Annotated in this window: 7 protein-coding genes and 1 pseudogene; 4 read left to right on the forward strand and 4 right to left on the reverse strand. The window is 59.3% G+C overall.

Annotated elements, in window-relative coordinates; genetic code table 11:
• Nucleotides 1–3: 3 nt before the first annotated feature.
• Nucleotides 4–3,693, reverse strand: coding sequence for a vitamin B12-dependent ribonucleotide reductase (locus VDP61_RS11255; protein WP_323006990.1), 3,690 nt, complete (start codon nt 3,691–3,693; stop codon nt 4–6).
• Between the two features lie 887 nt (nt 3,694–4,580).
• On the opposite strand from VDP61_RS11255, the gene VDP61_RS11260 reads away from it, so the two are divergent.
• The 3 genes from VDP61_RS11260 to rarD all read left to right on the forward strand — a co-directional run bounded on the left by VDP61_RS11260 (nt 4,581) and on the right by rarD (nt 7,941).
• Entirely contained in the window at nt 4,581–5,519 is a 939-nt protein-coding gene (locus tag VDP61_RS11260) for a DMT family transporter (RefSeq protein ID WP_323006991.1), read from the forward strand.
• Between the two features lie 39 nt (nt 5,520–5,558).
• The gene (eno, locus tag VDP61_RS11265; RefSeq protein WP_323006992.1) at nt 5,559–6,836 is read left to right on the forward strand and encodes a phosphopyruvate hydratase; all 1,278 of its coding nucleotides are present in this window, start codon (nt 5,559–5,561) and stop codon (nt 6,834–6,836) included.
• A 196-nt stretch (nt 6,837–7,032) separates the two neighbouring features.
• Complete coding sequence (rarD, locus tag VDP61_RS11270; RefSeq protein ID WP_323006993.1) at nt 7,033–7,941, forward strand: EamA family transporter RarD; 909 nt, start codon at nt 7,033–7,035, stop codon at nt 7,939–7,941.
• Between the two features lie 59 nt (nt 7,942–8,000).
• On the opposite strand, the pseudogene VDP61_RS11275 reads toward rarD, so the two are convergent.
• Nucleotides 8,001–9,096, reverse strand: a pseudogene (locus VDP61_RS11275) (anhydro-N-acetylmuramic acid kinase).
• A 73-nt stretch (nt 9,097–9,169) separates the two neighbouring features.
• Between VDP61_RS11275 and tyrS the strand changes: the two are divergent.
• Nucleotides 9,170–10,420, forward strand: coding sequence for a tyrosine--tRNA ligase (tyrS, locus tag VDP61_RS11280; protein WP_323006994.1), 1,251 nt, complete (start codon nt 9,170–9,172; stop codon nt 10,418–10,420).
• Between the two features lie 248 nt (nt 10,421–10,668).
• Here the strand turns inward: tyrS and VDP61_RS11285 are convergent, their stop codons facing one another.
• A complete protein-coding gene (locus VDP61_RS11285) occupies nt 10,669–11,358 on the reverse strand; it encodes an NnrU family protein (RefSeq protein WP_323006995.1) in 690 nt (229 codons plus the stop codon).
• 300 nt (nt 11,359–11,658) lie between these two features.
• Nucleotides 11,659–13,152, reverse strand: coding sequence for a protein adenylyltransferase SelO (locus VDP61_RS11290; RefSeq protein ID WP_323006996.1), 1,494 nt, complete (start codon nt 13,150–13,152; stop codon nt 11,659–11,661).
• Nucleotides 13,153–13,203: the final 51 nt, after the last annotated feature.

A 13,203-nucleotide genomic window follows, 5' to 3' on the forward strand; every position in this document is an offset into this window, starting at 1 on the left:
CGATCAACTACACCCGCTCGTCCCGCCGCAGGTGTTGCACTTCATGCAGGTGCCATTGCGGACCAGTGTGTAGTTACCGCATTCGCCACAGGCCTCGCCTTCATAGCCTTGCATCTTGGCTTTCACGCGCACATCCATCGACATTGACACCGCACTGCTTGCCGTCGCTGTCGTGGTTGCCACGCCTGCCTGTGCGGGGTGCGGAACAAGGGTGTTCAGCACCGACATCGTGTCCATCCCGCTGGCCAAAGCTGCCGAACTGATACCGCCTTGCAGCACCGTCAGTTCTTGTGGCAGCCTTTTGCGCAGATAGCCGGTTGAAGAAATGTGACGCAGCACTTCCAGCCCTCGGCTGGCTGCAGCGTCATTCACCGGGCTGATGTTCAGCTTGCCTTCGGCCGAGCCGCCGCCCAGATCATCAAACGTCGCCCCTTGTGGTTTGACATGGGCCAAATCCGTGCGGTCAAGATAAGACACGGCCAATTCGCGGAAGATGTAATCGAGAATCGACGTTGCGTTCTTGATACTGTCATTGCCCTGCACGATGCCGGCAGGCTCGAACTTGGTGAAGGTGAACGCTTCGACAAACTCTTCCAATGGCACGCCATATTGCAGGCCGACCGACACGGCGATGGCAAAATTGTTCATCATCGCGCGGAACCCCGCCCCTTCCTTGTGCATGTCGATAAAAATCTCGCCCAAGGTGCCGTCTTTGTATTCGCCGGTGCGCAGATACACCTTATGCCCGCCAATCAACGCCTTTTGGGTATAGCCCTTGCGGCGCTCAGGCAGTTTTTCACGATGCGATTTGACGATTTCCTTGATGATCACTTTCTCGATGATCTTTTCTGCCAGAACGATGGCCTTTTCCTGATCTGACCCGTTCAGGAAAATCTCTTCGGCCTCGTCATCATCCTCGACCAGTGCCGAGGCCAAAGGCTGCGACAGCTTGGAGCCGTCACGGTACAACGCATTGGCCTTGATGCCCAAGGAATGGCTCAACTCATACGCTGCCAGGGTTTCGCCGATCGACGCCGAATTGGGCATGTTGATCGTCTTGGAAATCGCGCCCGAGATGAACGACTGCGCCGCCGCCATCATGTGGATATGGCTTGCCACCGACAGATAGCGCGTGCCCTTGCGCCCGCAGGCATTGGCGCAATCAAACACCGCATAATGCTCGGTCTTCAGGAACGGCGCGCCTTCCAGCGTCATGGTGCCGCAGATATGCTCATTCGCCTGCTCTACCTGCGCCTTTGTGAACCCCAGGTGGCGCAGCAGATCAAAGGTCGGGTCGGCCAGCTTTTCCGCCGGAATGCCCAGCGTACCTTTGCAGAACGCTTCGCCCAGCGTCCACTGGTTGAAGACAAAGCGGATATCAAAGGCCGAGGCCAGGGCGTCTTCGATCTTTTCAATCTCGCGCGGGCCAAAACCGTGGCCGATCAGCGAGGTATGGTTGATGCCGGGGCAATTGCCCAAAGAGCCGTGGCCCACAGCATAGGCGACAATCTCTGCGATTTGCGCCGAGCCATAGCCGAGTTTTTCCAGCGCGGCGGGCACGGATTGGTTGATGATCTTGAAATACCCGCCCCCCGCCAGCTTCTTGAACTTGACCAGCGCAAAATCCGGCTCAATCCCGGTGGTGTCGCAATCCATGACCAGCCCGATGGTGCCGGTGGGGGCAATCACGGTTGTTTGCGCGTTGCGGAACCCGTGCGCCTCTCCCAGGGCCAGGGCCTCATCCCAGGCGCCTTTTGCAAGCGCAACAAGGGTTTCCTCTGGGCAATTCACCTGATCCAAGGCAACGGGATCGACGTTCACGCCAACATATTCCCCGGTTGCATGGGCCGCCGCGCGGTGGTTGCGAATGACCCGCAGCATATGTTCGCGGTTGCGGGCATAGCCAGAAAACGCCCCCAATTCCCCAGCCATCTCGGCAGAAGTGGCATAAGAGACACCGGTCATCAACGCCGAAAGCGCCCCGCACAACGCGCGCCCCTCATCAGAATCATAGCCAAAGCCCATGTTCATCAGCAGGCCGCCGATATTGGCATAGCCAAGACCCAGTGTGCGGAAGTCATACGACCGCTGCGCGATTTCCTGGCTTGGAAACTGCGCCATCATCACCGAAATTTCCAGCGTCACAGTCCACAACCGGGTGGCGTGGATATAGGCGGCGCTGTCAAACCTGCCCCCTGTGTAAAAAGTCAGCAGGTTCATAGACGCAAGGTTGCAGGCGGTATCGTCCAGGAACATATATTCCGAACAAGGGTTTGAACCGCGAATAGCGCCGTCCTCGGGGCAGGTATGCCAGGCGTTGACGCTATCGTGAAACTGGATACCCGGATCGGCACAGGCCCAGGCCGCATGCCCGACCTGCGCCCACAAATCCCGCGCCTTGATGGTTTTGGCAACCGTGCCATCCTTGCGGTTGATCAGGTCCCAGTTCCCGTCCTCTTTGATCGCCCGCAAAAAGGCGTCGGTCACCCGGATGGAGTTATTTGAATTCTGCCCGGAAACGCTTGAATAGGCCTCGGAATCCCAATCGGTATCATAGGTCGGAAATTCAATGCTGGTGTGGCCCTGCTTGGCATAATCCAGCACGCGCTTGATATAGGTCTCGGGGATCGCAACTTTCTTGGCGTCCTTGATCGCAGCTTTCAGCCCGGTGTTCACCTTCGGCTCATAGGCGTCGGCTTCGGCCCCGTCCCACGCCTTGATGGCAGCAAACAAGGCATTCAGTTTTTGCTCATGCATTTTGGAACCGGCAACGATGCTTGCTACCTTTTGCTCCTCTATCACCTTCCAGTTGATGAAATCCTCAATATCGGGGTGGTCGGCGTCTACGATCACCATCTTGGCGGCGCGCCGGGTGGTGCCCCCCGATTTGATAGCGCCCGCCGCCCGGTCGCCAATCTTCAAAAAGCCCATCAGGCCCGACGATTTGCCACCGCCCGACAGCTTCTCGCCTGCCCCGCGCAGACTGGAAAAGTTGGTGCCGGTGCCAGAGCCATATTTGAACAAGCGCGCCTCACGCACCCACAGATCCATAATGCCGCCATCCCCCACCAGATCATCCTTGACCGATTGGATAAAACAGGCATGCGGCTGCGGATGCTCATAGGCGCTGGTGGATTTGGTCAGTTTGCCGGTCAGGTGGTCTACATAATAATGCCCCTGCGACGGCCCGTCGATGCCATAGGCCCAATGTAGCCCGGTGTTGAACCACTGCGGGCTGTTCGGTGCGGCCATCTGGTTGGCCAGCATATAGCGCATTTCGTCATAATAGGCGCGGGCATCCGATTCGGCGGTAAAATACCCGCCCTTCCAGCCCCAATAGGTCCAGGCCCCGGCCAAACGATCAAACACCTGTTTGGCTGAGGTTTCGCCGACAATCCGTTGATCTTCGGGCAGTTTTGCCAATTCGGCCTCATCCGGGACGGAGCGCCACAGAAATTCGGGCACGCCCTTTTCCTTGACCGCTTTCAGCCGTGCAGGCACGCCAGCCTTGCGGAAATATTTCTGCGCCAACACGTCCGATGCCACCTGGCTCCAGCCTGTCGGCACCTCAACGGCCTCATTGCGAAACACGATCTTGCCGTCTGGGTTACGGATTTCAGATACCGTGGTGGTAAAATCCATCGCGCCATAGGCACCTGTGGTTTCTGCCGTGAATGTCCGCTCGATCTTCATTGGCCCCGTCTCCGACTTGTTGCGGGCGTGCTGGCACCCGATGTTTGCGTATCAGACAAACCCACCCCCCGCGCCATCCGTTCGGAAAGCACGCTCCCAGCCCCCCCCAGGGGCGTGATCGACCGTAGACCGGTCAGATGATAGGTTTTTTCTAGCGTGCCACTATATATAGCGTTTCGTGGCAGCGCTTGCTCAAACTGTCGTATTTCGCTCGGCGGTTCAATCACAATTAAACACTTTTCCACAGTTTTTTATGCCTCGGCAAGTCGCTTTCTGGTTGCATTCTGGATTTGGGCCCAAAGCGCAAAAAGCGCCCGGCCGTTAACCTTTTGTCAAAGTGGCAAGGTTGGGTTGGCCAATTGCCAGCATTCGCTTTGCTTTCGGCCCATTTACCACCGATAGCTGATAGCGTGGGCCAAGCACCTTCCAGCCACTATATCTGGTGGTTTGGTAGAATCGGCACATCGGCAAATCACCAATCAGAATCATGAGGTGTTGCGCCCGTGCGACGCTCGGCAAGAATGTGCTACAGCGTTCAAAAAACTTGCAGCCAAAATTCATGCTGACCTCTGCGCTCAAACGATCGGGCATCCAGACATGACCCTGTAAGCATGCGGGGCAAAGCCGCAATAAAACCCGATCAAAGACAATACCAGCGGCCGACAGCGGCCTGCTTTGGCCCAAGCACCGCACAGGCCGCATCGCTGCCGCATGTGAACAAGGCAACAGATAGCAAGCCACCTGCCCATCCGACTCGCAAACACGCTTTTGTACAATATGGCTGGAGCCTGTGCCTCATTCTGCTACACGAAGCCTTGGACAGGTCGCAAAAGGCAAGAAATCATGGCTGGAACATCATCATACGCTGCACAGCCAAAGGCCTGCGCGTGACCTCGCAAAGCAGTGAAGATACGGACAACACCCGCGCAAGTCTGCTCATGCTTGGCTCGATGGCGGCCTTTGCGTTTGAGGATGTCTTTCTGAAACGCGCCGCGACGGCCCTGCATCCGGGGCAGGTCATGGCGATGGTGGGGCTGGCGGGTGCCTTGTGTTTTTGGGCGGTCGCACATGCGCAAGGCCAGCCCATTCTGACCCGCCGCGCCCTTACCGGGGCCGCCCTTGTGCGCTCGCTGTCCGAAGCGGGGGCAAGCATGCTGTATATAACCGCCCTTTCGCTCATCCCGCTGTCGGTCAACGCGGCGCTGCTGCAAGCCTCGCCGCTGGTCGTCACCATGGGGGCGGCCCTGTTTTTGCGCGAACCTGTCGGTTGGCGGCGCTGGTCGGCGATTCTGATCGGCTTTGTCGGTGTGCTGATCATCCTGCGCCCCGGAACCGAAGGGTTCGAGGTGGCGGGTCTGTTGACGGTTGCCTGCGTCTTCATCCTCGCCGCGCGCGATCTGTCTACCCGGATGATGCCGTCTGATATTGGTACGTTTCAGCTCACCACCTGGGCCTATCTTGCCCTTGTCCCGGCCGGGCTTCTTCTTATGGGCCTTGGCCAAACGGCGCCGGTGCCGATAGCCCCCGGCCAATGGGCCGACATGTTTATCGCCCTTGTCACCGGGCTTGTCGGCTATTGGGCCGTTACGGCCGCGATGCGCGTGGGCGAGGTATCTTTCGTTGCCCCTTTCCGCTATTCCCGCCTTGTGTTTTCCGCCCTTCTTGCCGCGCTCTTCTTTGGCGAACGCCCGGATATCTGGATGCTGGCAGGGGCAACCCTGATCATCGGCTCGGGGCTTTATACCTTCGCGCGGGAACGCCACTTGCGCCAGCAACGCAACCGCCGCCTGCGCTCCGCCCTTTCCAAACATACTCTCCCAAGGTAAAGACACGGGTAACAGAATTTTTCCCTCAACGGAGGCATCATGTCTACAATCGTCGATATCCACGCCCGCGAAATTCTTGACAGCCGGGGCAACCCCACTGTCGAGGTTGATGTCCATCTGGAAAGCGGCATGATGGGGCGCGCCGCTGTGCCCTCGGGTGCGTCGACCGGCGCCCATGAGGCGGTTGAAAAACGCGATGGTGACGCCTCGCGCTATATGGGCAAAGGCGTGCTGGACGCCGTTGCCGCTGTGAACGGCGAGATTGCCGAAGAACTGGTGGGTTTTGACGCGCTGGAGCAGGTCGCGATTGACCGCACCATGATCGAAATGGACGGCACACCCAACAAATCCCGGCTTGGCGCGAATGCAATTCTGGGCGTATCGCTGGCTGTCGCCAAGGCCGCCGCTGAAATCTCGGGGCAGCCGCTGTTTCGCTATGTTGGCGGCACATCGGCGCGCATGCTGCCCGTGCCGATGATGAACATCATCAACGGCGGCGAACATGCTGACAACCCGATTGATATTCAGGAATTCATGATCATGCCGGTGGCCGCGGAAAACATCCGTGACGCGGTGCGTATGGGCGCGGAAGTGTTTCACACGCTGAAAAAAGAGCTGTCCAACGCGGGCCTGTCCACAGGTATCGGTGATGAGGGTGGCTTTGCCCCCAACCTTAGCTCTACCCGCGACGCGCTTGATTTCATTCTGAAATCCATCGAGAAGGCTGGCTATCGCCCCGGTGAGGATATCATGCTTGCCCTCGATTGCGCATCCACCGAATATTACAAGGGCGGCAAGTATGAAATGAAGGGCGAGGGCAAGTCCTTGTCGTCTGAGGAAAATGTTGATTACCTTGCGGCACTTTGCGCCGCCTACCCGATCATCAGCATTGAAGACGGTATGGCCGAGGATGACTGGGCTGGCTGGAAGATGCTGACCGACAAGCTGGGCAAAACCATCCAACTGGTCGGTGATGACCTGTTTGTCACCAACCCGACCCGGCTGTCGCAAGGTATCAAGCAAGGCTGCGCCAACTCGATGCTGGTCAAGGTCAACCAGATCGGCACGCTGACCGAAACACTGGCCGCCGTGGAAATGGCGCATCGCGCAGGCTATACCAATGTCATGTCGCACCGTTCGGGCGAAACCGAGGATGCAACGATTGCCGATCTTGCCGTCGCCACCAATTGCGGCCAGATCAAGACTGGCTCGCTTGCCCGGTCGGACCGGCTGGCGAAATACAACCAGTTGATTCGAATTGAGGAAATGCTGGGCGAGACCGCTGAATTTGCTGGCCGCTCCATCCTCAAAGCCTGAAAAGGCTGCTGGCCCGCCGCGTTGAATCTGGCCCCCGTGAATTGCGGGGCCAGCCTTGCCAAGGCTTGTCCCGATGCTTTCCCCCCCGCTTCATCCTGGTATGAATAGCTGTGAAACGCCTGCCGCAGGCGCGCTGAAATGTAATGGATACAACTTCGCTCTGGCGCAAATTCGTTGCCACGGCTAAGGCCTTGGTATGACCCAGATTGCCAAAAAGAATGAAGACAGCCTTCGCGGCTTTTTATATGCCCTCGCGGCCTATATCCTGTGGGGCTTTTTGCCGCTTTACATGAAGGCCCTGGCCCATGTGCCGCCGCAAGAGGTGATTGCCCATCGTGTCCTGTGGTCCTTACCGATTGCCGCTTTGGTTCTGTTCTATCAGGGTCGCACGGCCGATCTGCGCCTTGCCTTCCGGACGCCTTCCACCTTGCTGATGGGTGCCGTCACGGCCACGCTCATCTCGGTCAACTGGGGGTTTTACGTCTGGGCCATCGGCGCAGGCCACACGCTTGACGCCGCCCTTGGGTATTATATCAATCCGCTGTTCAGCATCCTGCTCGGGGCCTTTTTACTGCAAGAGCGCATCGCCCCGTTGCAAAAGATCGCCATCGTTTTGGCTGCATTGGCCGTCGTCATCCTGACCGTCGATCTGGGCCGCCTGCCCATTGTCGCAATCGCTCTTACCTTTTCCTGGGGTTTTTACGCCTATTTCAAGAAACAACTGCCCATCGGCCCAAATCAAGGCTTCACGCTGGAGGTTCTGCTGCTGACGCCTTTGGCGCTGGGATATATGCTTTATCTGTACCTTACCCAAGGCGGGCATTTCTTGATGGGCAACACAACCGACACCATCTTGCTGTTTGGCTGCGGCATCGTCACCGCTGTTCCCTTGATGTTTTACGCCAATGGCGCCAAAGGCTTGCGCCTGTCGACCATCGGCGTCTTGCAATATCTGACGCCAACAATGATCCTGCTGACCGCCGTTTTCATTTTCAATGAGCCGTTCGGCCCCGCCCGGATGATTGCATTCCCGATGATCTGGGCTGCGCTGGCCCTTTACACGCTTTCGATGTTCCGCGACCGCGCAAGGAAGCCAGCCAGGTAGGGCATTTCCAGATCTTATTTCCAGATCTTGTTGAAACCAGCCTGGTTTTTACTGCGCTCTCAGGGTCGGCTGATCTGCCCCCCGCCGATCGCCGCCCGCACCCCCGTTGTGCCGGGGCAAGAGGTCGGCAAGCCCATTGCCACCCGCACCGCGAGGTAGGCAAAGGCCTGCGCCTCCAGCATGTCACCGTCCAGGCCAACCGCCTCTACCGGGACAACCTCGCATGGCATCAGATCGGCCAGCATCGCCATCAAGACCGCATTATGTCGCCCGCCCCCGGTCACCAGCAAGCGCGACACTGGCGCAGGGAAATGTTCGGCCCCCTTTGCAACCGCCGCCGCCGCCGCCGCTGTCAGCGTTGCGGCTGCATCGGCATCTGAAAGCCCCGCCACTGCCTCGACCAAACTGCTAAAGTCATTTCGATCCAAAGACTTGGGTGGCATCTTGTAGAAATAGGGATGCGTCAGAAAACGCGCTACAATCGCCGCGTCCGGTGTGCCGCTTCCTGCCAAGCCCCCCCCCCTCATCCCGGCTCAGCCCCAGGCGGGCCGTCACCAGATCATTGATCGGCGCATTGGCAGGCCCGGTGTCAAAGGCCAGACAGGCCCCCGCCTCTTCTGCGGCATGATGCCTTGGGTCTATCCATGTCAGGTTTCCAACCCCACCAAGGTTCAAGAACGCCACGGGGGCCTCGGCCTTGATCCATTTGGCACAGGCAAAATGGAAAAACGGCGCCAATGGCGCACCCTGCCCGCCCATTTCTACATCAGCCGAGCGGAAATCCCAAACCACGGGCAAGCCCAAGACCTGCGCCAATACCTGCCCCGACCCGGCCTGATGCGTTCCGCGCCCGCCCGGTTCATGCGCCAGGGTCTGGCCATGGAACCCCACGATCTCTGCCCCCTCAAACAGCCCCAGCACCGCGGCATGGGCGGCCTCAACCCCCTCGGCCACCGCCTCTACGCCGTCTTCGCCTTGCCAAAGCCCCAGCCCCGACCGGATCAAATCGCGCAGCTCCTCGGTATATTCGCGATACGCGGTATGCCCGAACTCCAATATCCTGTGCCCATCCGTCAGCACCATCGCCGCATCAACACCATCCAGAGACGTCCCCGACATTGCCCCCAATGCCCATATATTTCCCGCCTTCAGCATCACAGCCCCCTTTGACGGCACCCCGCCGCCCCGCTATACGCGCATTACCTTTTATATAAAGCACGAGAGACCCATGACCTACCATGCAAAATCGGAATTCATGCGCGTGATGACGGAGCGCGGCTTTTTGGCCGATTGCACCGATTATCAGGCGTTGGACGAGGCGTTGGTGAAGGGCATCGTGCCAACCTATATCGGCTATGACGCCACCGCAAAATCCTTGCATGTCGGGCATTTGCTCAACATCATGATGCTGCGCTGGCTGCAAAAGACGGGCCATAAACCGATTACCCTGATGGGTGGCGGCACGACCAAAGTGGGCGACCCCAGCTTTCGCGCCGATGAACGGCCATTGCTTTCACCGGCGCAGATCAATGAAAACATTGACGGGATGCAACAGGTTTTCGCCAAATACCTTGTTTACGGTGATGGGCCGACCGATGCCATCATGCTCAACAATGCCGAGTGGCTGGACAATCTGAACTACCTCGATTTCCTGCGCGATATCGGGCGGCATTTTTCCATCAACCGCATGTTGTCGTTCGAATCCGTCAAATCCCGGCTGGACCGCGAGCAATCGCTGTCTTTCCTCGAATTCAACTACATGATCCTGCAAGCCTATGATTTCCTTGAAATCAACCGCCGCTATGGCTGCCTGTTGCAAATGGGCGGATCAGATCAATGGGGCAATATCATCAACGGTATTGATCTGACGCGCCGCGTGCTGGATACCCAGATTTTCGGCCTTACCTCGCCGCTACTGACCACGTCAGACGGCAAGAAAATGGGTAAAAGCCAAGGCGGGGCAATGTGGCTGAACGCCGATATGCTCTCCCCCTATGAGTTCTGGCAATTCTGGCGCAACATCACTGACGCCGATGTTGGCCGCTTCCTGAAACTGTATACCGAGCTTTCGGTGGAGGAATGTGACCGCCTCGCAGCCCTTGAGGGGTCGGAAATCAACGCCGCCAAAGTCATCCTTGCAAATGAGGTGACAACGCTTTGCCACGGCGCCGAGGCCGCCGCGACAGCCGAGGCGACCGCCCGTGAGGTATTTGAAAAGGGCGGCACCGGCGATGACCTGCCGACCTTTGCCGTCAGCGCGTCCGAACTGGCCGAAGGCGTCTCTGTCTCGTCGCTTTTCGTCAAATCCGGGCTCGCCAAATCCGGCAAGGACGCCAAGCGCCTGATTTCCGAAGGCGGCGCACGGATGAATGACGTCGTGGTCGTTGATGCGGGCGAGATGATCAGCGCCAGCCATCTGGCGCAGCCCATCAAACTGACCGCTGGTCGCAAACGTCACGCGCTGATCGTTCTGGGTTAAGGCCTTGAACGGCGCAATTGCATCTGCAGTGCCCGATCCTCTGTGCCCTGTTGCTGAACGCATCTGTCGGCAGGGCACAGGGATTGACTGAAAATCATGGGGCGATGGCGTCACGGGGCACTGCACCTACTGCCAGTTCCCTATGATCACTCGTTTTCATATATGGCAGACGCGCCAAACGCTGCGTTCCTCCACCGCGTTTTGCCCAGCCCTTCATACAGCCTGTGGCCAAGCGTACACAAATCGGCTCAGGGCAGCGGCGCAACCCCAATGACCGGGGCATGCAGCAGCACGACGCCCAGCCAGATCACAACCCAAACCAGGCTGCGCCACAGCCCAGGCCCCGCCACCGGCCGCCACCTCCCCTGCACCAGGGCAGCAAAAGGCCAGGTCGAGGTAGAGCGCGCAAGACCAGCCCAAACCTCTGCCCCCATGACGCGTTGCTTGCGCCGGTCAATCGCCCACATTCCCAGCACGGAAAACCCGGTAAAGCTGCCAAACAAGAGCACATGCGCAAGGTCGCCGTTCACCACCAGATGCACCGCCGACCACAGCGCCAGCGCCCAAAGCAGCGGGTGACGCATCACCCCGGCGATCCCCGGATGCTCCGGGTCAAACCCGGCCGCACGCCCACCAAAAGACAGTGGGTTTGGCGCACCAAGGCCAAACACCGCCAAGGCCAAAGCCACCGGCATCACCAGATTTGCCAGCCAACGCTGCCACAGCGCCTGATCCCACAAAGGCACAAAAGGCGCATTTCCGGCGGCCAGGATCAGCCATGCCAGCAACACCACCGACAGCAAACTATAGGCAACGGTAAAACCAATCGAGCCCAGCCTCGCCTCAAGCCGCTGCCGGACCCGTGGCAAGGTCGGTATGCGGTGCGACACAAGAAAGACCGCAAACGCCAAAAACAACTCACCCCAGGTTCCCGTCATTGCCAAACTCCTCTTGTTCCATCGCCCATTCCTGCGCCGCTTACCCCTGTCACGGCCCTGCGGCAATACCTGCCGGGTCTGCCCCACCCCCACGCAACACGTTGGCTTCCGCCTTCCAAGCGCAAAACATCCCGCTTTCTGTTCGGCCCAAATATCCTCGGGGGGGGCCGCTTTGCAAGGCAAAGCGGCTTTGGGGGGCAGACAGCCCCCCTACCCGGCCCGCCTCCGCGCACCGCCCGCAAGATCACCCGCCCCAGTGCCATAGACGCCTTCAGCACAAGGAACGGCGGCGTCCCGGCATCAGGTACCGCAAAACGTGCGGTATTGGCCAAAGCTGTCGGGGGCGGGTTCGGCGTAATGGCGAAACGCGGCACGCGCAGCAAACGGCTGCGCCACGACCGCAAGAAGCTGGTCAAACGGCGCCATATCGCCCGATGCCGCGGCCGCAAGCGCGGCCTCAACCAGATGATTGCGCGGGATGTAGACCGGGTTGCGCGCGTCCATGGCCTCAGCGCGAATGTCCGGCGCCACGCCGTCGCAGGCAAGGCGGGCCTGCCACCCCTCTTGCCAATCGCTCAGGCTATCCGGATCGGTGACCTGCGCCCGCAAGGCCCCTGTCTGCCCCCGCACCACATCAGCCAGGGCGCGAAAGCTGTTGGTGAAATCTGCGCCCTGCCCGTCCAGCGCTTTCAAAAATCCCTGCACCAGCGCATCATCCTCTGGCGCTGCCGTGGTCAGCCCCAGTTTGGCCCGCATCAGGCCCAGCCATTCGGCCTCAAATATCTCGTCAAAGGCCCCCACCTCGGCGGTGGCAATGCGGATTGCCGCTTCCGTATCCGTGGCAATGAAATCAAGCAGGGTTTCGGCAAGGCGGGCAAGGTTCCACTGTGCAATAGCGGGCTGATTGCCATAGGCATAGCGGCCTTGCCGATCAATGGAACTGAACACCGTGGCCGGGTCGTATTGGTCCATAAAGGCACAAGGGCCATAGTCGATGGTTTCGCCCGAAATGGTCATGTTGTCGGTATTCATCACGCCATGGATAAAGCCAACGCTCATCCAGCCCGCCAGAAGTTTTGCTTGCCGTTTGATGGTGTTGCGCAAAAACAGCAAGGCGTTATCCGGTTGCCCGATCAGATCGGGGTCGTGGCGGGCAATGGCGTAATCGGTCAGTTGGCGCAGTCGGTCAGTCTCTCCGCGCGCGGCAAAGAACTGAAAGGTCCCAACCCGCAAATGGCTGGCGGCAACACGCGCCAGCACAGCGCCGGGCTGCAGATCTGCGTCACGCCGCACCAATTCACCCGTAGCCGTGGCGGCAAGGGCGCGGGTCGTGGGGATGCCCAGCGCGTGCATCGCCTCGCCCATCAGATATTCGCGCAACACCGGCCCGAGCACCGCCTTGCCATCCCCACCCCGCGAAAATGGCGTCCGACCCGAGCCTTTCAGATGGATATCGCGCCGCAGGCCATTCTGGTCAATCACCTCGCCGATCAGCACTGCGCGGCCATCGCCAAGCTGCGCCGAGAAGCCACCGAATTGGTGCCCCGCATAGGCCATGGCCAAGGGTGCCGCGCCTGCTGGCACACTTGCCCCTGCAAGAATACGCGCGCCCTCTGGCGTGTTCAGCGCAGCCGGGTTCAGGCCCAGTTCAACCGCCAATGCGGTGTTGAGCCGCAGGATTTCGGGGGCAACGACGGGTGCGCCATGGCAAGTGACATAGAACCCTTCAAGGTCGCGCGCATAGCTGTTGTCAAAGACAAAGCCAAAAGCATCGGCAGTGGGTTGGGGTGACATATGCTGTCCTTCGGGCTGTGTCGGCATGGGAACGGGCCAAAAATGCGGTGG

Source organism: Pseudorhodobacter sp., from assembly GCF_034675685.1.
Taxonomy (GTDB): domain Bacteria; phylum Pseudomonadota; class Alphaproteobacteria; order Rhodobacterales; family Rhodobacteraceae; genus Pseudorhodobacter.